Source organism: Streptomyces noursei, assembly GCF_016917755.1.
Lineage (GTDB): Bacteria > Actinomycetota > Actinomycetes > Streptomycetales > Streptomycetaceae > Streptomyces > Streptomyces yunnanensis.
In genome coordinates, this window is the sequence record NZ_CP070326.1 from 1,141,740 (window position 1) to 1,163,056 (window position 21,317).

Sequence of the window (21,317 nt, forward strand, 5' to 3'; positions counted from 1 at the left end):
CACCGCATCAAGGCAGGTCACAAGCCCATGAGCACCCCACTCCCCGGTTTCGAGGACGTCGGGCGGCTGCACGGTGCCGACAGGGCGAGCGGACGTCAGGGGGGCGCCCGCCGATCGGGAGCGACCGCCGGCCTCGAAGGCCGTACCCGCTGGGAGCTGGCTCCCGGGGCGGTCCACGTCCCCGGTTGGCTGTCCCTCGACGAGCAGCGTGAGCTGGTCACCGCCTGCCGGGAGTGGGCGCGCGGCCCGGCTCCGATCCGGCACACCAAACTGCCGCGCGGCGGCGTGATGTCCGTGCAGACGGTGTGCATCGGCTGGCACTGGCAGCCGTATGCGTACAGCCGCACCGCCGACGATGTGAACGGTGCGCCGGTCGCCGAATTCCCCGACTGGATGGTCGCGTTGGGCCGCCGCGCACTGGTCGACGCATATCAGGATGCCTCGGCGGGCGACGACTACACCCCGGACGCCGCGCTGATCAATTTCTACGACGGCGAGGCCAAACTCGGAATGCACCAGGACAAGGAAGAGCGTTCCAGCGCGCCGGTGGTTTCCCTCAGCATCGGTGACACTTGCGTCTTCCGCTTCGGCAATACGGAGACCCGCACCAAGCCGTACACCGACATCGAGCTGGTCTCGGGGGATCTCTTCGTCTTCGGTGGTCCTTCACGGTTCGTGTACCACGGCGTGCCCAAGGTCCATCCGGGCACCGGCGACCCCACCACCGGCATTTCCACCGGCCGCCTCAACATCACGATGCGGGTCACCGGACTCAGCTGATTCGCGCCCTCCGGGCCTCTGCCGGGGCACACTGGACGCATGTGCCGCAGCATCAAGACGCTCCGTCCGCCCGTCACCCCCGAGGTCAGCGACGAGGACATCCGCGCGGCGGCCTTGCAGTACGTCCGCAAGGTCTCCGGATTCCGCGCCCCGGCCGCCCACAACCGCGAGGTGTTCGACCAAGCCGTCGATGCCGTGGCGGCAGCGACCCAGGAACTCCTCGACGGCCTTCAGGTCCGTGGCTCCACCACCGTCCACCGCCAGTAGGACGCCGTCTCGACGACCAGAACGCCCCGTCGCCCGTACAAGGGGCATCCCACCATCCCCCTCATGTGTCCCTCACCAATCGACCAGCGCCTGCACCGGAAGGTGATCGCTCGGGAACTGCCCGCGCAGCGAATAGGTATTCATCGCCGCGCGCCGTGTCCGCACCGCTGGCGAGGTGAGGATCCAGTCGACGCGGTCGCCGTCCGGGACCAGCGGGCGATATCCATGGAACGTTCCGTATTGGGCGCTGCGTTCTTCGGCCGCATCCCAGCTGTCGACGAGCTTGCCGGTCCCGAGCATGGTCTCGTACACGGGGTTCTTGTGTGCGGCGACATTGAAATCGCCGGTGACGATCCGCGGCAATGTCGGATCCAGGGCGTCCAACCGCTCATTGATCAGCGCAGCAGAACGCTCCCGCGCATACTGCACAGCGTGATCAAGATGCGTGTTCAACGCATAGAAATCCCCGGAACCCTGACTTTCTCCGCTTGCCCCACGCCGGCCGCCTTCCCCGGCTCCGCCCTCCCCACCGCGGTGCCGAAGATCCCGGAACCGTACCCAGGTGGCCATCCGGACCACGGTGTTTCCCCAGGTTCTGGAGCCGATCACATAGGGCGTGTCCGAAAGCCAGAAGTGGTCGTATTCCACGGGAGCGAGACGCCGCACGTCGTAGAAGATCGCCGCGAATTCGTCCCGGCTGCCGCCGGCGCGGCCTGTCCCCACCCAGTCGTAATGGGGGCCGAGATCCGTCGCGATATCACGCAACTGCCCGTACAACCCCTCCTGTGTCCCGAGCAGATGAGGGGCCTCCCGGTGCAACAGACTCCGCATGACCGGTCTGCGCTCGGCCCAGGAATTCGGGCGGGAATCCGACGCATACCGCAAGTTGAACGTCATCACGCGCAGCGATCGACCGCCGTCGGCGGCGGCGTACGCGGTGCCGCCACCGTACGCCGCCGCCGGCACTGCTGCCGTGGCAGATCCGGTGACGGCTGTGGCGGAAACTCCGCGCAGCACGGCCCGCCGGCTGAACGCCGCGCCGGAAGCCTCCTCCCGGAATTCCCCGGATTCCCCTGAAGCCGCAGCGACAACACGCGACGTCGGCGCATTCTGGCCAGAATCTGAGCCAGCCCCAGGGGACAGAACACGACCGATGTGATCGACAGGGGAAACCGGGTCGAATTCCGTCCACTCAGCGGCGCACCCGTCCACAAGTCACTCCCGACTCCAGGATCCTGACTCTCGGATACCGGCCCAGGGCGACCGACTTCCCGATCTGCTGCAGTCGCCCTCAGCCGTCTTGGACAACGTCGTGGCTCAGACTCCCGCAACACACGAAGTTCCGGAAGTCCTCCGGAAATGAACTGACCGTGAAACCCTGGCCCATGTCTCTCGGACCACGGTTTGCTGCCCACCCACTATCTGCCCGCCGGTCACCAACGACTAACGGTCGGCTGCCGGACCCTGCCAATCCTCGTGCCGGATCCGAGCGAGGTCGCGAACGCCGCTGACCGTCCCCCATTCGTTCTTCCCCAGCCGCGACAGCGGGCGCAACTTGCTGATCTCCGGGTGCCCGTCAACCAGGACGTCGTCCGAGACCACGGCATGTACGACCCGCCCGAACACCACGGTGCCGTCCCCGATCCGCAGTGTGCTGTGCAGTTCGCACTCGAATGCCACCGGTGAGGCGGCGACCCGCGGCGGCTTCACCCGAAGGCTCGGTTCGGCCTCGATCGCCGCCGCCTCGAACTCGCTCACCCCATGCGGGAAGTCGGTGGCCGTGTCGTTGATCTGCTCAAAGAGCTCCTCCGGCGTGAAGTTGACCACGAATTCGCCGGTGGCCTCGATGTTCCGCAAGGTGTCCTTGCGGCCGACGGAGCTGAACTGCACCACCGGCGGTGCCACGCTGGCGATACTGAAGAAAGAATGGGGCGCCAGATTCGCCGTCCCATCGTGGGAGATGGTCGACACCCAGGCGATCGGCCGCGGCACGACCGTGGCGGTCAACAGCTTGTAGAAGTCATTGCGGGGCATCTCGGCAGGATTGAAATCAACTCGCATGGTGATCAGTATCCACCTGCGGGGCCGCGGATTCCACGAACCATCCGCAGCACCACCCCACCGCAAGGTTTGGTCGAAAGTGCCTGGCCTCGGAGCCATCGAGCGCCAGGAGCCGACGCCGTGCCAGCCACTGCCAGCGCCACCGTCCGGGAGGACTTTCGAGGTCCCCGCCCATGCCCGCGGCGGGCACGTCACCCCTCAACCTCTACGACCACCTGGCGTCGAAAGCCCGCAAGCGCCCCGGCGCCTACCTTCGCATCTCCTCCGACCGCTTCGGCCTGGAGGCCGGCGTCGACCGCCAGCTCGAAGACGCCGAGGACAGCCGAACCCGCCTCGGTTGGGGATCATTCACCAAGATCTACAAGGAGAACGACACCTCCGCCTTCAAGAAGCGGAAGGCCACCCAGCCCGACGGGACCATCGACTGGATCGTCCTGCCTCCCGAGTTCCGCCGGTTGCTCACCGACCTCACGCTCGGCGTAATCGACGGCGTCAGCTTCTACGACCTCGACCGTCTCGTCCGCCAGCCGCGCGACCTCGAAGACCTCATCGACATCGTCGAGTACGTCAAGCGTCCGGTGGCCGCAGGCCCTGTCGTTGCGATCGTCGATCGTGCTTGAGTGCGCCAAGGGCTTGTCCATCATGGAGGTTGCGCGCCGGCTGCGGATCACTCCGGACACCGTCCGCAAGTGGAGGCGGCGATTCCTGGAACACGGGCTGGATGGCCTGTGCGACGAGCCTCGGCCCGGCGGTCCGCGGAAGATCACCGATGCCGACGTCGAGCGGGTGATTGTCAAAACCCTTGAAGAGAAGCCAGCGAACGCCACCCACTGGTCGACGCGGTCGATGGCCGCGGCGACGGGGATGTCCCAGTCGGCCATCTCACGGATCTGGCGGGCGTTCGCCCTGGCTCCACACCGTTTCCAGACCTTCAAGCTTTCCACCGACCCGTTCTTCATCGACAAGGTCCGCGATGTGGTCGGTCTCTATCTCGACCCGCCGGAGAAGGCTCTGGTGCTCTGCGTGGAGGAGAAGTCGCAGATCCAGGCACTGGACCGATCCCAGCCCGTCTTGCCGATGATGCCCGGGGTGCCCCAACGCCGCAGCCACGACTACGTTCGTGCCGGCACCACGACGGTGTTCGCCGCCCTGGAAGTGGCCAGCGGCAAGGTGATCGGCTCACTCCACCGCCGTCACCGTGCCGCCGAGTTCAAGAAGTTCCTGACCAAGCTCGACAAGGAAGTCCCCGCCACGTTTGCGGTGCACCTGATCCTGGACAACTACGCCACCCACAAGACACCGGCGATCAAGAAGTGGCTTCTGGCCCATCCCCGCTTCCGCCTGCACTTCACGCCTACCGGATCATCGTGGTTGAACCTGGTGGAGCGGTGGTTCGCCGAGCTGACCAGCAAGAAGTTGCGGCGCGGAGTCCACCGCTCCGTCCAGGCCCTCGAACGCGACATCCGTACCTGGCTGACCGACTGGAACGACAACCCACGACCGTTCACCTGGACGAAGACCGCCGACGAAATCCTCGACAAAGTCGCCACATACGGCAAACGAATCCCCGACTCAGGACACGAGCCAGCGGTGAGGGCTTGGGCCCGCAGCAATTGGCAGGCACGGGAAGGGCGGGTCCCGCCGATCACCGATATGTTGGCGAGCTGGGGAATCCTGCCGACGAGCTCTCAGGAGAAGGGATCATCCTGTGACCGATCTGCCGCCTGAACTGCGTGATCTGATCGCCTCCGGCCCCATGGCCCACCTGAGCACCATCAATGCCGACGGGAGCCCGCAGGTCACCGTCATCTGGATCGGTGTGGATGGCGGTGATCTCGTCTGCGGCCACATGTCGCGTCATGTGAAGCTGCGCAACATCGAGCGGGACCCGCGGGTGGTGCTCTCCTTCGACGCCCCACGAAAGCCCGGCGTCTTCTTGAATCCCTACGCCGTGTTGCGGGCGAGGGCCACCGTTCAGCCGAGCGAGGACGCATGGGATCTGCTCAACCGCTTGGCGAAGACCTACATCTCTCCCGACGCCGAGTTCCCGGGGGAGAAGACGCCCGGTTACCTCGTGCGCTACTCCGTCGAACGCATCGGCGGCGTCGGCCCGTGGGCGCCGACTGCGCACTGAGTCGCGAGGACCGACAGGAGGACCGGCACAGCAGCCCGGCCGGCCAGGGTCTTGCCGGAGGCGCTCGCTGACGCGGTCAACGACTTGGCTCAGAGGTCGGCATCGACTTCGTCCTGCCGCTCTCCTTGATCCTCGATCATTGAGGTTCGCGGTTCCGGGTCCCCGTTCAGTACGGCCGGGCGGCCTGTCGGTGGGCCGGGGCGAGGCTGGCTGCCTCGGCCTTGGGGAAGCTGATCCTCTTCGGGTCGCCGTCCGAGGTGTACCGCCTGACCGTCCCGTCGCGGAGCTTGTCCAGCCAGGCCGTCGAGGTGAACTGGGCCTCCGGGCCGGTCGCCGCCTGGGAGCGGATCCGCGGGATGGCTCCCGGGTCGAAGGCGGTCGAGAACGGGGAGGGGGCTGGGTTGGCTCCCACCAGGTAGACGCCCTGGTGCTGGTAGCGCACACCGCCCGCGGCTCCCTCCAGCACCAGTTGCCGGGAGCGGGACATCGAACCGTTGGGAAGTGCCATCGACACCACCGACAAACCGGGCACGGCTTGGGTGATTGCCCTCTGGTTGTCGGCGATGGCCTCCTGGGCGGTGGCGTCGTCCACCGTCCCCAGCGCGGTGTGCCGCAGGGTGTGGTTGCCGATCTCGAATTCGTGTTTGACGAGCCAGTCCAACGGCTTTCGGCCGCCTGGCTCACGGAACGGGTCGGCGTTGACGAAGAAGGTCGCCACGGGGCGGAATCCGGGGTGCTTCCGGGCGACGTCCAGCAGGATGCCCACCGCGGTGTCGGACGCGGGCCGGCCGTCCGGGCTCAGACGGAACTGGCTGACGGTCGAGTCATCGAAGGTCAGCACCACAGGGTGGGTACCGGCGGGAATGTCGATCTTCCCGCTGCTGAACTCCCGCGCGGTGACCGGTACGTATCTCTCCCGTGCCAGCCGTTCCAGCTCGGCGCGGAAGTCCTGCGGTGTGCGGTCGTACACACTCCGGGGCTCGGCCACCAGCTGGTGGTACATCAGCACCGGGACCGCACCGAGCTCGTCGGCCTGCACTGCCGCCGGGTCGGCGACGGCCGCCTGCCCGCCGGCCTTGTGTGCCCTGCCCGGCGGCCCGTTTCGGCCCCGTTCCAGCGCGGATTGGGACGCCGAGCAGGCGGTGAGCAGCAGGACTGCCGATGCGACGATGACCGCGCCACCGCTTCGATGGGATGGCCGCATGATGCCTCCGGATGTGAACGAGATGCTGCCCGTCACCTCCAAGCCTCGGGCAACAGCGTGACGCGCACCCCGGCACGCTAGGCCGAAAGCATGACTACTCGCTCGAAACCTCTTGGGCGGACGGCGTGGCGGCTATCTCATGACGCAAGAACACCTCTTTCGAGAACGGCAGAGTGGACATGCGTGGACATCGCCCCCGAATACGATCCGCCGTCATCACCATCTCCCTGGTGGTCCCGGCCTGCACGGCGCTCGGCGCCTTCGCCATACAGTCCCTGTCTCACCAGCTGCGGGTCGAAGGGCTCGGCAGCGAGGGCGTGTTGGGCCGAGCCGACGTCAGCAGCCCGCACCTTGCGATCACGGCCAAGGAAGGGGCCGACGACCTGGCCGAGCTGGAGGTGCGACTCGACGGGAAGCCGGTGCACACCCACCGGGCCGACGGCCGCGTCATACTCGACGCCCCCGTGCTCGCCGAGGGCAGACACGAACTGACCGCCACATCCCACAGTGGCCTGCCCTTCCTGCACGACATATCCCGGACGTTCACGGTGGACACCACCGCCCCGAAACTGCGGCTGTCCCCCGTCCGAGCCACCCGGCCCGGCGCACCGGTGACGGTACGCGGCCGGGTCGAGGACGCCGGGCGGGTGAAGGTCTCCATAGCCGGTGCGCCGGTGCCCGTCCGCGACGACGGCACCTTCTCCCGGCGGCTCGAACGGCCCCCCGCCCATATCGACGTGGCGGCCATGGACGCGGGCGGCAACGTCACCCGCGGGCACGTGGACGCGGTCGCGCCCTATCCCCTCACCCGGGCCGCGCACCTGACCGCCATCGGATGGGCCTCGCCGGAGGTTCGTGAGCCGGTTCTCCAGCTCATCAAGGACAGGAAGCTCAACACCGTCGAGCTCGACATCAAGGACGAGGACGGCGAGGTCGGCTACGACTCCTCCGTGCCGCTGGCCCGCGAGATCGGCGCCGTGAAGAACCGCTACGACGCACACAAGGTGCTCGACACCCTGCACGGCATGGGAGCCCGCGTCGTCGGCCGCATCGTCGCCTTCCGCGATCCCCTCCTGGCCCAGGCATCCCACCGCCAGGGCAAGGACCACCGCCTGGTCCAGGCCCCCGACGGCAGCCCGTACGACGGCGGCCACTACGGCAAGCTCTCCTTCACCAACTTCGCCGATCCCGAGGTCCGCCAGTACAACATCGCCCTGGCCACCGAAGCGGCCAAGCTGGGCTTCGACGACATCCTGTACGACTACGTGCGCCGCCCCGACGGGAAGCTCTCCACGCTGCGCTTCCCCGGCCTGGGCGACCAGACCCCCGAAAAGTCCATCGCCGATTTCGTCGCCGACACCCGCCGCAGCATCCGCCCCGAAGGCGCGTACCTCGGGGTCTCGGTGTTCGGCATCGCCGCCACCCGGCCCACCGAAATCGCCCAGGACATCCCCGCCATGGCCCAACACGCCGACTACATCGCCCCCATGGTCTACCCCTCGCACTGGGCTGCCGGTGAGTACGGGGTCGCCAGCCCGAATGCCAGCCCCTACGAGATCGTCAACCGGTCGCTGGCCGACTTCGCCAAACAGATCAAGGGCACCGGAGCCACCGTCGTCCCCTGGCTCCAGGACTTCTCCCTCGGCGTCCACTACGGCCCCAATGAAGTCGCCGACCAGATCAGAGCTGCGGCCGGGGACGGCATGAACTCCTTCCTGCTCTGGAACGCCGGAGCCGCCTATCAAGGGGCGGCGCTCGCCACCCTGCGGTGACAAGGTCCGGGATCCCAGCAGGTCGTGCCTGGGCCCCCTGCCTGTTCGGTTTCCGGCGGGACCGGCAGGAGGGCTTGGTCAGGTTGGTGTGAGTGCTGGTATGTCGTGATTCAGTCACTCCGGCTTGCGGACGGCCATGCTGTTCAACGCAGCTCGCAGGGTCTCGCCAGCGAAGTCCGCGTCCGAGGCAGCTCGCCCGACTCGTCATGGACCCGCATCGCCAGGCAGCCCTTCGGGAACGCAGCCCGCGCCACCCGAGCCGTTTCCGTTTCCTCGGGAACCCCGTCGATCTTCCTGGCGTGCAACGACACCGAAACCTCCCCCACCACAACAACATCGGCCTTCACAACCACCACGGGCCAAGAAGACTGTCGTCGCGTTCAGCACCCGGTTACCGCACCAGGAGCGTCAACTTCACTGGCACCAATTCGCCCTGACGAGGGTGACCGCGGCCCGGGCCGGTGGAGGTCTGAGACCGGGTATGCGTTGCGTCGGCTTCGGCTTGCCGGGTCTCGGTCCGTGTGCCGCTTCATGAGGGCCGTGCGAGGGACGTTGGCAGCGCCCCGTCCGGGGCTGCCGCCGCCGCGGGCTCCGTCAGAGCCGCTGCGGCCGTACGGAGAGTTTCGCGGCGGGCGAGGGGCGCGGGGCAGAGTCGTGTCTCCGCACCTGTCCAGGACGAATGTCACGGCCGTGCGTGGCGATGGATGAGGTCCAGGAGGCGGAGCACCGCGGCGTCCGCGTCGGGGCGGTGGACGGCGGCGATGGTCGTCTCCAAGTGCGGCGACGATCCGCGCAGCGGTACGAAGGCGATTCCGGGGATGGGGAAGTCGCGCAGGTCCTCCGGCAGGAGGCTGACGCACAGTCCGGCGGCGACGTAGCCGAGCAGGCCGGTGAGGTCGTCGGCCCCGGCGCGGCAGCGAGGGGTGAACCCGGCGTCACGGCAGGCGAGTTGGGCCTGCTGGGCGAGGCTGGGGAGGGCATCCCCGCTGGGCAGGACGAAGTCCTCGTCGCGGAGGTCCGTCAGGGCGATCGCGTCGGATCCGGCCAGCCGGTGCTCGTGCGGGAGGGCAGCGACGATGCGCTCGACGGCGAAGTCGCGGACGGCCAGGTCGTCCGACAGGGGCGAGGGGTCGCGGACGAACGCCAGGTCCAGGGTGCCGGCGCTGAGCATCTCGGCGAGGGTGGCTGTGGAGTCCTGGTGCAAGTGGACGCGCAGGCCGGGGAGTTCCTCGGCGGTCGCGCGGAGCAGCCAGGGCAGGTGACGGTGGCTCAGGATGCTCACGTACCCCACCCGGACGTCCCCCTCCAGGCCGTGCGCGACGCGCCGGACCCGCTCGATCGCCGCGGACTGGGAGTCCAGCAGCCGCCGCGCCTCCGTGGCGAAGGCCGCGCCCGCGGGTGTGAGGCGTACACCGCGCGGGCTGCTCGGGCCGCGCTCCAGGAGGGTCACGCCCAGGCCGCGCTCCAGTCGCTGAATGGCCTGGCTGAGCGGGGGCTGGCTCATCGAGAGGCTTTCCGCGGCCCGGCCGAAGTGCTTCTCCTCGGCCACGGCCAGGAACTGCTCCAGCAGGCGTTTCGACAGGTCCATATGGCAGACCATATCAAAGGGAAGGGAAAGCGTATTGGACAGATATGGGGCCGGGGGCGTGGAGTGGTGTCAGGCGCTGAGCGGAGGATCCGCTCAGCGCCGGCACACGGCACAGGCGTCTCCAAGGAGGCCACTCATGCACATGCACGACGTCGCCCGGCTGTTCACCACCCCGCTGGACGCACCCGCTTTCGCCCCCACCCGGTATCGGTTCACCGACCGCGAGTACCTCAACATCACCTACCGCACCGACCCCGAGGCCCTGCGACGCGTCGTCCCCGAGCCCCTTTCCGTTCCCGAACCGCTGGTGCGGTTCGAGATCATGCGGATGCCCGACGTGACGGGTCTTGGTGACTACACGGAGGCGGGGCAGGTCGTCCCCGTCACGTACGGGGGCGAGCCCGGCGAGTACAACCTGGCGATGTACCTCGACAGCGTGCCGGCGATCTCCAGCGGGCGGGAGCTGAGCGCGTACCCGAAGAAGGCAGGCAAGCCCCGGCTCTTCGTCGACTCCGACACCCTGGTCGGCACCCTGGACTACGGCTCTCTGCGGGTGGCCACCGCCACCATGGGCTACAAGCACCACCCGATGGACCCGGACGAGGCCCGCGCGGAGATCTGCGTGCCCACGTACATGGTGAAGGTGGTGCCCGGTTACGACGGGCGGCCGCGCATCTGCGAGCTGGTCCGCACGCAGATCACCGACCTCACCGTCAAGAGCGCCTTCCGCGGCCCGGCCCGCCTGGAGCTCTTCGCGCACGCGCTGGCGCCGCTCGCCGACCTGCCGGTGCTGGAGGTGGTCTCCGCGAGCCACATCCTCACCGACCTCACCCTCAACCCGGCCGAGGTCGTCCACGACTACCTCACCCGCTGAAGGCGCCCCCGAGCAGTCCTTTCGAGAAGTACAGAAAGCGGTGTACGCACCATGAACGCACCCAGCACGGACATCCCCGCCGCGTACCGCCGCGCCACGGTCATCGGCGGCGGCGTGATCGGGATCTCGTGGGCGGCTCTCTTCCTCGCCCACGGCCTTGAGGTCACCGTCAACGACCCACGCCCCGACGCGGAGCAGCAGGTCCTGGCGGGCCTCGCGGAGATCACCCCGACCCTGTCCGAACTCGGGCTCCCCACCGGGGATTTCACCTCTCGCCTCCGCTTCGAGGCCGACCTGGCGGCCGCGGTCGCGGACGCCGACGTCGTGCAGGAGAACGGCCCCGAGCGGCTGGCGGTGAAGCAGAGGATCTGGAGGGCCGTCGAGCACGCCGCCCCCGCCCATGCGCTGCTGGCCACCTCCACCTCCGGCATCCCCGCCAGCGCGATCGCCGAGGCGATGGAGCAGCCGGAACGGCTGGTCGTCGGCCACCCGTTCAACCCACCCCACCTCGTGCCGCTGGTGGAGATCGTGCCCGGCGCGAAGACCTCCGCGCGGACCCTGCTGCGGGCCCGCGACTTCTACGCCTCGCTCGGCAAGAAGCCGCAGATCCTGCGCAAGGAGATCCCCGGCTTCGTCGCCAACCGCCTGCAGTCCGCGCTCTTCCGCGAGTGCGTGCACCTGGTGGCCGAGGGCGTGGTGACCGAGGCCGAGCTGGACGAGATCGTCACCGACTCCATCGGCCTGCGCTGGGCGGTCGCGGGCCCCTTCCGCACCTTCCACCTCGGCGGCGGACCCGGCGGCCTGCCGCACTTCATCCAGCACCTGGGCAGCGCCATGGAGGCGACCTGGCCGGGTCTCGGTAACCCCACCTTCGACGAGCCCACCGTTGCCGTGCTGACCGAGCAGGCGCAGGAGGCGTTCGGGGACGAGACGGTCGGCGAGCTCGCCGCAGGCCGCGACCGCGCGCAGATCGCCCTGATGCGGGCGCTCGGCAAGACCCCGGACACCGCGCCGGACATCGCCGCCGTCCATGCCTGACGCCACACGCCTGACGCCACACGCCTGACACCTCTCAACCGAACGCCTCACACCGAGGAAGACGAACCACCATGTCGCTCACCGACAAGATCACCAAGGCGATCGCCGACCCCGCGACCGATGACGCCTTCGACGTCCACGCTGAGACAAAGGAGGTGCTGGCCGGCATCGGGCTGAAGCCTCAGGACACCGGCGGCGCGATCACGTTCCAAGGCGCGGACCCGGTCGTGCCCAGCACGCTGCGGCTCGGCGCAGCCTCCGGCATCGCCCTCGTCGCCAAGTCCGCCGCCCTCGCGGCGCTGTGGCAGGACCGGACCGGCCGGGGCCAGGACATCCACATGGACCTGCGGGTCGGCCCGCACCGGCTGTGCCCGTTCTACGAACAGAAGTGGGAGCTGCTCAACGGCTATCCCGGCGGCGCGCCGTCCATCCCCAACATGGCCTACGCCAACGCCTTTTACCGGACCGCCGACGGCCGGTGGATGATGCCGTTCAACATCTACCCGAACATCAAGAACGCCGCCCAGAAGCTGCTGGGCGCACCGGAGGTGCCCGAGGCGGTCGCCGCTGCCATCGCCAAGTGGAACGCCCGCGAGCTGGAGGCGGCCGGGGCCGAGGCCGGGGCCGTGATGCCCATGGTCCGCACACCCAGCGAGATCCTGGCCGAGCGGCAGTACACCGACGTCCTCTCCGGCATGCCGCTGGTGGAGATAACCCGCGTCGGCGACAGCGCCCCCGAGCCGTTGCCCGAGGGCGCCACGGCCCCGCTCGACGGGGTACGCGCGCTGGGCATGGGCCACATCATCGCGGGCGCGGGTGCAGGCCGCGCCCTGGCCCTGCACGGGGCCGACGTGCTCAACCTGTGGCGCCCGCACGAGTTGGAGCACGACGTCACGTACCTCTCTGCGAACGTCGGCGTGCGCTCGGCCACCGTGAGCCCGTACACCCCCGAAGGTCTGGCCCGCGTCCACGCGCTCCAGGCGGGCGCCGACGTCTTCTTCGCCAACCGCCGCCCCGGCTATCTGGAGTCCATCGGCCTGTCCGAGGAGGAGGCGATCGCCCGGCGGCCGGGGCTCGTCCACGCGACCGTCTCGCTCAACGGGCGCAGTGGCCCGTGGGCCGACTACCTCGGCTTCGACCAGACCGCGGGCGCGCTGACCGGCCTGCTGCACCTGGAGGGCGACGGCGACAAGCCCGCCCTGCCACCGATCACCGTGGTCAACGACTACCTGGTTTCGTGGTTCCTGACCGCCGGCATCGTGGAGGCCCTGCGCCGCCGCGCCATCGACGGCGGCAGCTACCGGGTCCACGTCTCCCTGTCCCGCGTCGCCTTGTGGATCCTCGGCATGGGCATCTTCGACAAGGACTACGCCACCGAGATCGCCGGCACCGGCGGGGACCACGCCTACCCCGACCCGGAGACCTTCACCGCCCAGACCCCGCTCGGCCACTACCAGGGCATCACCGACCAGGTGCGGATGTCCGACACCCCGGGCGCGTACCGGCACGTGCTCCTGCCGCGCGGCGCCTGCCGCCCCGAATGGCTGCCCCGCAGCTGAGACACCGCCTTGCAGGGGCCGTCCGTCCGCTCGACCTCGGGCGGACGGACGAACGGACGAACGGACGAAGGGACACGGTAGCGAGGAACCAGGAACGAGGCCGCGTCGTATCCCCGCGGAAGCCAACGACCGCCTCGCCGTGATCGCGACCGCCGAGGGCCGAGGGCCCATTGAAGCGGTACGACGTGACCGGGGCGGGCACTACTGATGGTGGAACGCGGGCGGCGCTTTGCCTCACCTGGCTATCGCCTCACCTGTCAGTGATCGCGGAAAGCCATGCGGTGTCGTCCGGGCCAGGCGCTTCGGGGCCGGGCCCGGGCAGCCAGCGGACCTCGCCCGAGCGCAGGGCGACCGTGGCCCGTGGCCTCATCGGCCCGTCGCCCCTGCGTGAGAGCAGGACGAGTTCCCAGACCGTCGCCGTCATGGCGTCGAGCCGGGTGGCGCAGTCGGCGGTGACTCGCCGCGGATCCCGGGTCCGCCCCAGGGACAGATGTGGGGTGAAGTCCTTGGCGGACGCACGACAGCGCGGGAACCGCTGCTGCAGTACGCGGTGCAGATGTGCCCACGGTGCCTTGCCGGTGGCCGCAGGGTCGAGCCACACGGTGACGTACGCCCTCTGTCGGAAGGTGCGCACCCCGTCCAGCCGGGCGGTGAAGGCCGGTGCCTCGGCCGTCGCTGCGGCGAGCAACGGGGCCGCCCGCTCGAAGTCGGACTCCGGCACGAAGCCGAAGAGCACATTGACATGCGGTGGCCAGCGGTGGATCTGGGGGTCGTAATCCCGGCGGATGTCCTGGATCGGCGGCCACAGCTCCGCAGGCGGGATCCAGGCAACCGCCGTGCGGGCCGTCGGGAACACATCGAGGGCGCCGGCAGGCTCGCCCCTGGCGAAACTCAGGTGCGCTTGCGGGGCCCGCACCCGGCCGGCCCCCCACGCGTCGATGCGGTCCACACCTGTGGTCCGGTCCCAGACCACCTCGCCGTCCGCCTCGATGAACATCACCCGGTGCCACGGGATGTCGCCCCCAGGAACAAAGAGAGGCAGCGGAATGCGTTTGACGGCATCCCCGCGCTGGCTGATCCCCAGCACGAACCGGGCCGGGTCGAACCGTGGGTCCCAGCAGACCCGGTGATAGATCTCGTCGCTGGTTCGCATCACGCCCTCTCTTCCGCCTTCACCCCATTCTCTTCCCCCAGGATGCCGCCAACCCTGTCCCTGACAGCTGCTCCGCTCCGTACCGCGACACGTCAGGTGCGGTGCGTGATGACGCCGGCGTACGTCGAGGCGAGTTCCTGGTCGACGGATGATGGAGCCATCGCCATCGCCAACGCCCTCGTCGAGTTGGCCGCCACCGGGGTGCCCGAGCAGGTCACCGATCAGCCACGCCCCCAGCGGCTCGCCCAGCCCGTGCAGACGACAACCACACCGCAACCACCCGCCGCGACCAGGCCGGGCGCCCCACATGCCACGCGGGATGCCTCAGGCACCGTCCCTCCAGCAGTGGCAGGAAGCCGAGACACCAGACAGCTTCGACTGCTTGGCCATCGTGTGATCGCAAGTGAGCACCAAGGTTCGGCCCACGATCAGCACCGCCTCCCTGCTAGACCACGTCCGCCCCTTCACGCCGCAGCGCGGTCGTCTGGCGCGGGCCCCGGACTTGGGGCGGGAGTTGCGGAGGGACGGGCCGACCGTCCCGCGGCGGTGTCTGTGGTGGACCGGGCCCGGTACCTCACGCCGGTGCTCGTCCAGTTCGGCGCCGAGGACCGACCGAATCCGCCCGATCAACCGGGTGGCGAGCATCGAGTGGTCGCCCAGTGCGAAGAGGTCGTCGTCGATGTCTCCCTCATGGGAGCCCAGTCCGCAGATGGATCAGTGTCAACAGGAGCCGGTCGGTGAAGACCAGTTGGCACTTCGGCCCGCCTCCCGCCTCCCGCCGACGGTCGCCCTCACGCCACCCATGACGCCCGGACGCACAGCTCACCACCCAACATCTGGGTGAGTTCCGCGACGCGACCAACTCGCCCGGACGCTGACGCGACAGCCCGCAGAAGGCGGGATGGGACATGGCCGCGCAAGCCTGTTTGATCTTCACGCATCAAACAACTCGCAAGGCCGACCCTATGTCCCAATATCCAACGACCAAGACCAATCGCAGATCGGCCCATTAGGGTCGGAGGCATGACGACATCCCTTGCCAGCAGTGCCTTCGACTCGCTCCGTCTCGACGCCGTGCCCGACCAAGAGGCGCTGCGCCGGGCCTACGCAGCCCCCAGCGACGCGGCCGTGCGGAAGCAGATGACCGAACTCACCGAGCAGACCCGGCGGTTGATCGGCTGCTCATCGTTGGTCCTGGTCGCCAGCGCGGACGCCGAGGGCAACTGTGACGTCTCCCCGCGCGGCGGCCCCGCCGGGTTCGTCTCCGTCCTGGACTCACGGACGGTGGCGATACCGGACGCGACCGGCAACAAGCGTCTGGACACGTTGCAGAACGTCGTCGCCACCGGACGGGCCGGGCTGCTGTTCGTCATCCCGGGACGCACCACGACGCTCAGGGTGAACGGCCGGGCCTGCGTCTCCACCCGCCCAGAGCTGCTGTCGCAGCTGACCGCCGTGGGCAAGCCGCCGGCCAGTGCGCTGGTGCTGGGGATCGAGGAGGTCTATCCGCACTGCCCCAAGTCGCTGCTGCGCAGCGCGGCCTGGAAGCCGGAGCAGTGGCTGCCGGCGGACGCCCAGCCGGCTTCGGCCGAGGTGACGCTGGCTCAACTGCGGGTGCCGGAACTGACGATCGCCGACATCGAGCAGGCGGAGGCGGACTCGCTCAAGTACCGGTACGAGTAACGGGCTTGCCTGCGATTGCTGACCCACCGGCCAGCCCAGTCCTGCAGGCCGGCACGCCCCAAGGCCAATCACTGGGCAGCCCGCAAGATGGTTGGTTGGCCTGGTGGGCACCTCCTTCATGGCTGTCACCTTCGCCCGCAGGACGCCCCTCGACTGGAAGGCCGTGGGGCAGATGCCAGCCCGCCCTTCCCGGCCTCGGTCGCAGGAGGGGCGGTCACCTCCGCCCTGCCCAAGTCGGTCCTGAACACCGTGGTGCTGTGCGCCCTGGTGATCGTGGGCCTGCACACCTGGCGCAAACCCGAGTTCGGCGTGGACGAGGACCGCCGCTTCGGACGCCGCGGCGAACTGATCGCCATGGCGGTGGGCGGCGCGGCCCTCGGCTTCTGAGACGCCTCGGCCCGCCCGGCACCGGCTCCTTCCTGGTGTTCCTCCGCGTCGGAGTCATCGGCTACGCCTTCCTGCGCGCCTCCGCCGTGGCCAAGGTCGTCAACATCGCCGCCAACCTCGGGGCACTGGTCTTCTTCATCCCCGCCGGCAAGGTGTTGTGGGGCCTCGGCGGAACCATGGCCGTGTGCAACCTCGTGGGCGGCATCCTCGGCGCCTCCCATGGATTGCAGACGGTGCGGTAGAGACCGTGCCGATCCCGCAAGCCTCCGGCGCGACGAGGGCTGCGTTCCGCTCCGCACAGAGGCCCTGGGTGATCCGCGCGGTGTTGCCCGGGCTCCGGGACCAGGTAGCCACCCTCGGCAATCACCCCCTCGGCAGCGCCGGCCGCTGTCACCCGGCCTGGCCCGGCCCGTCAGGGACCGAACAGCCTTCGTCGTGTCCGCCCGGCGGAAGAACGAGGGGAACACCGACAACTATCTCGATATCAAGATAGATTGGTGAGGGAAGAGACGGAGGGGACGCCATGGGGATGGACTTTCACAGCACGGCCAACCGGCTCACCTACACGCGACGCTCGGCCGGCGAGGACTGGGCACGGGTGATGCGGTGCTTGGTATCTCCGGACAACGCGCGGGTGGCGGATGTCGGCTGCGGGGGCGGCGTGTACTGCACGGCCTGGCTGGAGCTGGGCGCGGCCGAGGTAACCGGGATCGACTTCTCCGCCGTCATGCTCTCGGCCGCGCGGGAACACTGCGGACGGCGGCCAGGGCTCTCCTTCCGGCAGGGCGAGGCATACGCCACAGGGCTGCCGGACAGCAGTGCCGACATCGTCTTCCAGCGCGCACTGATCCACCACCTCGACGACCTGGGCGCGTGCTTCCGGGAGGCTCGTCGGGTACTGGCACCCGGGGGCCGGCTCGTCGTACAGGATCGGACGGTCGACGACGTCCTGCAGCCTGGCTCGGCGGAGCATGTGCGGGGGTACTTCTTCGAGAAGTTCCCCTTCCTCGTGGATGTCGAGCGGAGGCGGCGGCCGTCGGGCACAGAGGTCGAGGCGGCGATGCGGGCGGCCGGGTTCGGGGACGTACGCAGTGTGCCACTGGCGGAGCTTCGACGGGAGTACGCGGGGGCGGACGAGGTTCGCGACGACGTGCTGGCGCGTACAGGCCGGTCGATTTTGCATGAGCTCAGCGACGATCAACTAGCCGAACTGGCCGACTACTTGACGGATCGCCTGCGAAGCGTGGCAGGCATCAGGGAGGTGGATCACTGGACTGTGTGGGTGGCTTCCGGGTGACCCGCTGAGAGAGTGGACCGCCGGGAGGCGAAGGTGCAGCGGCCTACCTTGCCTTCCTGCACCACACCCTGGCCCGGCGATCACCTCACACCGTGACGTCGGCGCAGCCGGGCGGCCGTGGGCAGGATCGGGATGGTCGCGCATCTCGATGACCTGCCTGTGCGTCACGTGGGTGACGCCCCGGCCCGGGCTCAACCGGTCGACGGCCCCCCCCACAGGCTCCGGACCAGCCGATTGCGTCGCGCCCGCGAAGTACGGAGCTCTGGATGACAGCTATGGAGGACAGCTCAAGGGCCCGTGCCGGCTCAGCCGAACGGCGGCGCCTCGGCCGTGGCGTTCAGTGCCGTCACCACGGTCTGCTCCTCGAAGTCGAAGTGGGACTCCAGGCGGGTGGCCAGCTCTTCGAGCTCGGCGCGCAGTCGTACGGGGTCGGATTCGCCGGGCACGAATCCCCCAACGAGCGCCTGGATGGAGTCCTGGAGCTGGGCCACCACCTGGTGTTGCTCGCTGAGCTGGGCGAGTGCCGGGGCGAGCGCGGGGAACTGTGCGGCCAGCGAGGGAAAGACGGCCATGTCCTCGCCGGTGTGGTGCCGGCGCAGCGCTCCGCAGAAGTTGAGGCAGTGGGTGCGCATCTGCTGTGCGAGGTCCGGCGGGGTCATCTCGATGGTCTCCGCGGTGCCGTCGATCAGCCGGTCCGCCTGGTCGCGGAGCGTCCTGAGCTCGCCGCGCAGCCAGTCGTGCACCTCGACGATCCAGTCTCCCATGCCCTTCACCCGCTCGTCACCGGGCTTGGGCTCGATCCGGTGCAGCACGACGACCGGGATCTCACGGGTGGTCTTGGCCTGGTAGTCGCCGTATCCGGGCGCCTCGGCCACCACCCGCTCGAAGAGCCGGTCGCGTTCGGCTCCCTGCGGTATGGCGGCGATGGCCCGGTAGGTCTCCTCGCCGGTCTCGACCGTCACGCTGGGGTTCTTGCGAACGTTGTAATACCAGCCGGGATGCCGGTCCGATCCGTTCGCTGACGCGATGACAACGCCCTTGCCGTCGATGACGAGGTAGCCGAGGGGGGTCTCACGGGGCAGTCCGCTCCTGGCGCCGATCGTCGTCAGCACGGTCAGCGACCAGCCCTCGAACATTCCGGTCATCTTGCCGTTGTTCTCACGGAACTCGGCGATGATCCTCCGCTGGAAATCGTTGACGTCGAAGCCGGACCAGCTGGTCTCGGCCTGTTCCTTGCTCATGCGCTTCCTTTCGGGTTTCATCCGGAAAGGAGGGCGGCCGCACAGGAAAACAACACAGAAAAACCCGCATGCCTACGCAATGGAATGGGCGCAGCGAACCCCCGCTTCAGGGGTTGACGAAACTGCGAGAGACGGACGTGCCGGTCCCTGTGTTGGCTGAGTAGCCACTACCTCCATACGTAGGCCCATACGGGGCTCGCTGAGACTTTAACGCCGATCACCAGAGAGTGGCAAGACCAGCCGCCGGGCACCCGTCGCGGCCGGGCGATTCTCAAGTCGCCTTCCGGCGCGCGCCTTTGCGAAGACACCACCGCGCGCCTTCGTGAAGACACCACCCCATGTGCCACTTCGGCGACTTGAGGATGCAACCCTTTCACAGTGCGAGTCGTCACCCATACATAAGACGCAGGTGTGCGCATATACGTATGTCCGCATGCGTACTCATGCACACCATGCGCCATGCACGGCCTGAACGTGACGAACGTCAACCTGTGCCGTACAGGCGGCACTTGAGATCCGAGAGGTCTGCTGGATGAAGATACGCCGCGCCCTGACGGCCGCCGCGGCGGCTGCCGTGTTAGCGCCCGCCACCGTACTGGCCGCGCCCGCCGCCGCGTTCGCAGCGGAGCCGGTGTCCGAGGCCGGTCCTCGCACGCCCTCCGCTCCCGACTCCCCCGGTGTCACGACACCGTCGGACCGGCCAGCTGATTCCGCAACGGGCGGGGGCAGAATGGGTGACCGCGACGAGGCCGCCCGTCCCACCCCGGGGAAGCCGCCGAATGCCGCCGCGACCGGCGGGGGGGGGGACCACCGGCGCGGGTGCCGCCACCGGTGGCGGCAAGGCCACCGGTGACTCCGATGGTTCGGGTCAGTCCTGCGCATTCGAGTCCGACCAGTTGCAGGTGGCCGTCCACGGGCTGCCGTCCCAGCTGACTGCGGGTGGCGCCTGGACCCCGTTCTCCATGAGTCTCGCCAACACCACCGGCAAGCCCCTGACGGAGGTCCAACCCTTCCTGCTCGTGTCCTCCGCCGAAGACGTCGACCGGCCGTACTGGGAGCTGGAGACCGAGTACCGCGACGCCAAGACGGGGCAGTGGAAGACCTTCCATGACGCGGCGCCCGACGAGCTGTTCGGCTCCTTCGCCGTCGGTCCGCGCAGCACCATCACGCTCCAACTGCGCACCCGCGTGGTCAAGGACGCCAAGCCCGGCGCCGGGTACGCGCTCGCCGCCGGCGACTACCGCAACCGCGACGGTTCCTGTGGTTCGGCCCAGGAAGCCTGGTACGACTTCACCATCCTCCCCGCGAGCGCGAAGGCGACGCAGTCCCCGACCACCAAGCCGGGTGAGCCGAGCTAGGGCGTGTATCGAAAGTGGATCTTGAACGTGGGATGATCTCGGTTCGTGGCACGTGGGGATCTGGCGGATGCGCAATGGGCTCGCCTGGAGCCGCTGCTGCCCAAGGGCAAGAAGCCGGGACGTCCGTCGATATGGACGAGGCGGCAGCTGATCGACGGCATACGCTGGCGGACCCGGACGGGGACGCCGTGGCGGGATGTCCCGGAGCGGTACGGGCCGTGGGGTCGGGTGTACGACGTGTTCCGCCGCTGGCAGCGGAACGGTACCTGGAAAAGGATCTTCACCGAACTCCAGGCCCAGGCCGACGCGAAGAACCTGATCACCTGGGATATCAACGTCGACTCCACCGTGTGCCGGGCCCACCAGCATGCCGCCGGGGCGCGGAAAAGGGGGACCTGCAAAAGGAGCCGCCCGGCGGCATCACTGCCGAACCGGACGACCACGGTCTCGGACGCTCGCGTGGCGGTCTGACCACCAAACTGCACCTGGCTGTCGAACAGGGCCAGAAGCCCATGTCGATCGTCATCACGGCCGGACAGCGCGGGGACTCCCCTCAGTTCGAGCGCGTCCTGAAGGCGATCCGCGTGCCCCGCACCGGGCCGGGCAGACCGCGCACCCGGCCCGACCGGGTGCGGGCGGACAAGGCGTACGCCTCCCGGAAGAATCGCTCCTACCTGCGGCAACGCGGGATCCGCTGCACGATCCCGGACAAGGCCGACCAGGCCCGCAACCGCAAGAAGCGCGGCTTCCGCGGTGGCCGTCCGCCGAAGTTCGACCCGGTCGACTACCGCGAGCGCCACGCGGTCGAGTGCGGCATCAATCGCCTCAAGAGGCACCGGGCCGTGGCTACGAGATACGACAAGCTCGCGGTCCGCTACGAGACGACCGTCCTCGTAGCGGCCATCAACGAGTGGCTGTGAT

At 68.8% G+C, this 21,317-nt stretch carries 22 protein-coding genes and 1 pseudogene; 15 read left to right on the top strand and 8 right to left on the bottom strand.

What is annotated here, in order from left to right:
• Positions 1 to 27: 27 nt before the first annotated feature.
• The gene (locus tag JNO44_RS05095; RefSeq protein WP_240167422.1) at positions 28 to 780 is read left to right on the top strand and encodes an alpha-ketoglutarate-dependent dioxygenase AlkB family protein; all 753 of its coding nucleotides are present in this window, start codon (positions 28 to 30) and stop codon (positions 778 to 780) included.
• A 39-nt stretch (positions 781 to 819) separates the two neighbouring features.
• Positions 820 to 1,047, top strand: coding sequence for a DUF2277 domain-containing protein (locus tag JNO44_RS05100; RefSeq protein WP_205361785.1), 228 nt, complete (start codon positions 820 to 822; stop codon positions 1,045 to 1,047).
• Between the two features lie 72 nt (positions 1,048 to 1,119).
• Here JNO44_RS05100 and JNO44_RS05105 read toward each other — a convergent pair whose 3' ends face one another.
• The gene (locus JNO44_RS05105; protein WP_240167423.1) at positions 1,120 to 2,064 is read right to left on the bottom strand and encodes an endonuclease/exonuclease/phosphatase family protein; all 945 of its coding nucleotides are present in this window, start codon (positions 2,062 to 2,064) and stop codon (positions 1,120 to 1,122) included.
• A 426-nt stretch (positions 2,065 to 2,490) separates the two neighbouring features.
• The gene (locus JNO44_RS05110; RefSeq protein ID WP_205361787.1) at positions 2,491 to 3,108 is read right to left on the bottom strand and encodes a flavin reductase family protein; all 618 of its coding nucleotides are present in this window, start codon (positions 3,106 to 3,108) and stop codon (positions 2,491 to 2,493) included.
• A 173-nt stretch (positions 3,109 to 3,281) separates the two neighbouring features.
• Between JNO44_RS05110 and JNO44_RS05115 the strand changes: the two genes are divergently transcribed.
• The 3 genes and pseudogenes from JNO44_RS05115 to JNO44_RS05125 all read left to right on the top strand — a co-directional run bounded on the left by JNO44_RS05115 (position 3,282) and on the right by JNO44_RS05125 (position 5,242).
• Complete coding sequence (locus JNO44_RS05115) at positions 3,282 to 3,728, top strand: recombinase family protein (RefSeq protein WP_205361789.1); 447 nt, start codon at positions 3,282 to 3,284, stop codon at positions 3,726 to 3,728.
• Positions 3,700 to 4,689, top strand: a pseudogene (locus JNO44_RS05120) (IS630 family transposase); the annotation flags it as partial. The gene JNO44_RS05115 and the pseudogene JNO44_RS05120, both read left to right, overlap by 29 nt.
• Positions 4,690 to 4,816: 127 nt before the next feature.
• Positions 4,817 to 5,242, top strand: coding sequence for a PPOX class F420-dependent oxidoreductase (locus JNO44_RS05125; protein ID WP_205361790.1), 426 nt, complete (start codon positions 4,817 to 4,819; stop codon positions 5,240 to 5,242).
• Between the two features lie 166 nt (positions 5,243 to 5,408).
• On the opposite strand, the gene JNO44_RS05130 is transcribed toward JNO44_RS05125, so the two are convergent.
• Positions 5,409 to 6,446 carry a polysaccharide deacetylase family protein gene (locus tag JNO44_RS05130; RefSeq protein ID WP_205361792.1) on the bottom strand — a complete coding sequence of 346 codons (1,038 nt, stop codon included), beginning with the start codon at positions 6,444 to 6,446 and terminating at the stop codon, positions 5,409 to 5,411.
• A gap of 179 nt (positions 6,447 to 6,625) precedes the next feature.
• Between JNO44_RS05130 and JNO44_RS05135 the strand changes: the two genes are divergently transcribed.
• A complete protein-coding gene (locus JNO44_RS05135; RefSeq protein WP_240167424.1) occupies positions 6,626 to 8,218 on the top strand; it encodes a putative glycoside hydrolase in 1,593 nt (530 codons plus the stop codon).
• A gap of 682 nt (positions 8,219 to 8,900) precedes the next feature.
• On the opposite strand, the gene JNO44_RS05140 is transcribed toward JNO44_RS05135, so the two are convergent.
• Positions 8,901 to 9,806: a LysR substrate-binding domain-containing protein gene (locus JNO44_RS05140; RefSeq protein ID WP_205361794.1), complete on the bottom strand. Its 906-nt coding sequence runs from the start codon at positions 9,804 to 9,806 to the stop codon at positions 8,901 to 8,903.
• Positions 9,807 to 9,942: 136 nt separating this feature from the next.
• Here JNO44_RS05140 and JNO44_RS05145 point away from each other — a divergent pair, with 136 nt between their 5' ends.
• The 3 genes from JNO44_RS05145 (at position 9,943) to JNO44_RS05155 (ending at position 13,277) form a co-directional block, all read left to right on the top strand.
• Entirely contained in the window at positions 9,943 to 10,680 is a 738-nt protein-coding gene (locus JNO44_RS05145) for an acetoacetate decarboxylase (protein ID WP_205361795.1), read from the top strand.
• 51 nt (positions 10,681 to 10,731) lie between these two features.
• A complete protein-coding gene (locus tag JNO44_RS05150) occupies positions 10,732 to 11,718 on the top strand; it encodes a 3-hydroxyacyl-CoA dehydrogenase NAD-binding domain-containing protein (protein WP_205361796.1) in 987 nt (328 codons plus the stop codon).
• A 71-nt stretch (positions 11,719 to 11,789) separates the two neighbouring features.
• Positions 11,790 to 13,277 (top strand): CoA transferase, encoded by a 1,488-nt coding sequence (locus tag JNO44_RS05155; RefSeq protein ID WP_205361797.1) that lies wholly within the window; start codon positions 11,790 to 11,792, stop codon positions 13,275 to 13,277.
• Positions 13,278 to 13,527: 250 nt separating this feature from the next.
• Here JNO44_RS05155 and JNO44_RS05160 read toward each other — a convergent pair whose 3' ends face one another.
• The 3 genes from JNO44_RS05160 to JNO44_RS45455 form a co-directional block, all read right to left on the bottom strand.
• Positions 13,528 to 14,430, bottom strand: a complete 903-nt coding sequence (locus tag JNO44_RS05160; protein WP_205361798.1) for an RNA repair domain-containing protein — start codon at positions 14,428 to 14,430, stop codon at positions 13,528 to 13,530.
• 92 nt (positions 14,431 to 14,522) lie between these two features.
• Complete coding sequence (locus JNO44_RS44350) at positions 14,523 to 14,648, bottom strand: hypothetical protein (protein WP_275695737.1); 126 nt, start codon at positions 14,646 to 14,648, stop codon at positions 14,523 to 14,525.
• 106 nt (positions 14,649 to 14,754) lie between these two features.
• Positions 14,755 to 15,141: an acyl carrier protein gene (locus JNO44_RS45455; protein ID WP_205369395.1), complete on the bottom strand. Its 387-nt coding sequence runs from the start codon at positions 15,139 to 15,141 to the stop codon at positions 14,755 to 14,757.
• A 312-nt stretch (positions 15,142 to 15,453) separates the two neighbouring features.
• Between JNO44_RS45455 and JNO44_RS05170 the strand changes: the two genes are divergently transcribed.
• From JNO44_RS05170 to JNO44_RS05180, 4 genes are all read left to right on the top strand, one after another.
• Complete coding sequence (locus JNO44_RS05170; protein ID WP_205361799.1) at positions 15,454 to 16,113, top strand: MSMEG_1061 family FMN-dependent PPOX-type flavoprotein; 660 nt, start codon at positions 15,454 to 15,456, stop codon at positions 16,111 to 16,113.
• 249 nt (positions 16,114 to 16,362) lie between these two features.
• Positions 16,363 to 16,500: a hypothetical protein gene (locus JNO44_RS43115; protein WP_240167425.1), complete on the top strand. Its 138-nt coding sequence runs from the start codon at positions 16,363 to 16,365 to the stop codon at positions 16,498 to 16,500.
• Positions 16,501 to 16,535: 35 nt separating this feature from the next.
• The gene (locus tag JNO44_RS43120; protein WP_240167426.1) at positions 16,536 to 16,742 is read left to right on the top strand and encodes a sulfite exporter TauE/SafE family protein; all 207 of its coding nucleotides are present in this window, start codon (positions 16,536 to 16,538) and stop codon (positions 16,740 to 16,742) included.
• A gap of 287 nt (positions 16,743 to 17,029) precedes the next feature.
• Complete coding sequence (locus tag JNO44_RS05180) at positions 17,030 to 17,797, top strand: class I SAM-dependent methyltransferase (RefSeq protein ID WP_275695800.1); 768 nt, start codon at positions 17,030 to 17,032, stop codon at positions 17,795 to 17,797.
• Between the two features lie 305 nt (positions 17,798 to 18,102).
• On the opposite strand, the gene JNO44_RS05185 is transcribed toward JNO44_RS05180, so the two are convergent.
• Positions 18,103 to 19,038: a nitroreductase/quinone reductase family protein gene (locus JNO44_RS05185; protein ID WP_205361808.1), complete on the bottom strand. Its 936-nt coding sequence runs from the start codon at positions 19,036 to 19,038 to the stop codon at positions 18,103 to 18,105.
• A gap of 779 nt (positions 19,039 to 19,817) precedes the next feature.
• On the opposite strand from JNO44_RS05185, the gene JNO44_RS05190 reads away from it, so the two are divergent.
• Both JNO44_RS05190 and JNO44_RS05195 read left to right on the top strand, forming a co-directional pair.
• Positions 19,818 to 20,396: a hypothetical protein gene (locus tag JNO44_RS05190; protein ID WP_205361810.1), complete on the top strand. Its 579-nt coding sequence runs from the start codon at positions 19,818 to 19,820 to the stop codon at positions 20,394 to 20,396.
• A gap of 45 nt (positions 20,397 to 20,441) precedes the next feature.
• A protein-coding gene (locus JNO44_RS05195; RefSeq protein WP_420882616.1) for an IS5 family transposase occupies positions 20,442 to 21,316 on the top strand; the annotation gives its coding sequence in 2 pieces (ribosomal slippage) (positions 20,442 to 20,799 and positions 20,799 to 21,316; 876 coding nt in all).
• The last annotated feature ends 1 nt before the right edge of the window (position 21,317 follow it).

Coding starts and splice junctions, on each gene's coding strand:
- JNO44_RS05095 (WP_240167422.1), top strand. CDS start 28: ATGAGCACCCCACTCCCCGGTTTCGAGGACGTCGGGCGGCTGCACGGT.
- JNO44_RS05100 (WP_205361785.1), top strand. CDS start 820: ATGTGCCGCAGCATCAAGACGCTCCGTCCGCCCGTCACCCCCGAGGTC.
- JNO44_RS05110 (WP_205361787.1), bottom strand. CDS start 3,108: ATGCGAGTTGATTTCAATCCTGCCGAGATGCCCCGCAATGACTTCTAC.
- JNO44_RS05115 (WP_205361789.1), top strand. CDS start 3,282: ATGCCCGCGGCGGGCACGTCACCCCTCAACCTCTACGACCACCTGGCG.
- JNO44_RS05130 (WP_205361792.1), bottom strand. CDS start 6,446: ATGCGGCCATCCCATCGAAGCGGTGGCGCGGTCATCGTCGCATCGGCA.
- JNO44_RS05135 (WP_240167424.1), top strand. CDS start 6,626: ATGCGTGGACATCGCCCCCGAATACGATCCGCCGTCATCACCATCTCC.
- JNO44_RS05140 (WP_205361794.1), bottom strand. CDS start 9,806: ATGGACCTGTCGAAACGCCTGCTGGAGCAGTTCCTGGCCGTGGCCGAG.
- JNO44_RS05145 (WP_205361795.1), top strand. CDS start 9,943: ATGCACATGCACGACGTCGCCCGGCTGTTCACCACCCCGCTGGACGCA.
- JNO44_RS05150 (WP_205361796.1), top strand. CDS start 10,732: ATGAACGCACCCAGCACGGACATCCCCGCCGCGTACCGCCGCGCCACG.
- JNO44_RS05155 (WP_205361797.1), top strand. CDS start 11,790: ATGTCGCTCACCGACAAGATCACCAAGGCGATCGCCGACCCCGCGACC.
- JNO44_RS05160 (WP_205361798.1), bottom strand. CDS start 14,430: ATGCGAACCAGCGACGAGATCTATCACCGGGTCTGCTGGGACCCACGG.
- JNO44_RS05170 (WP_205361799.1), top strand. CDS start 15,454: ATGACGACATCCCTTGCCAGCAGTGCCTTCGACTCGCTCCGTCTCGAC.
- JNO44_RS05180 (WP_275695800.1), top strand. CDS start 17,030: ATGGACTTTCACAGCACGGCCAACCGGCTCACCTACACGCGACGCTCG.
- JNO44_RS05185 (WP_205361808.1), bottom strand. CDS start 19,038: ATGAGCAAGGAACAGGCCGAGACCAGCTGGTCCGGCTTCGACGTCAAC.
- JNO44_RS05190 (WP_205361810.1), top strand. CDS start 19,818: ATGCCGCCGCGACCGGCGGGGGGGGGGACCACCGGCGCGGGTGCCGCC.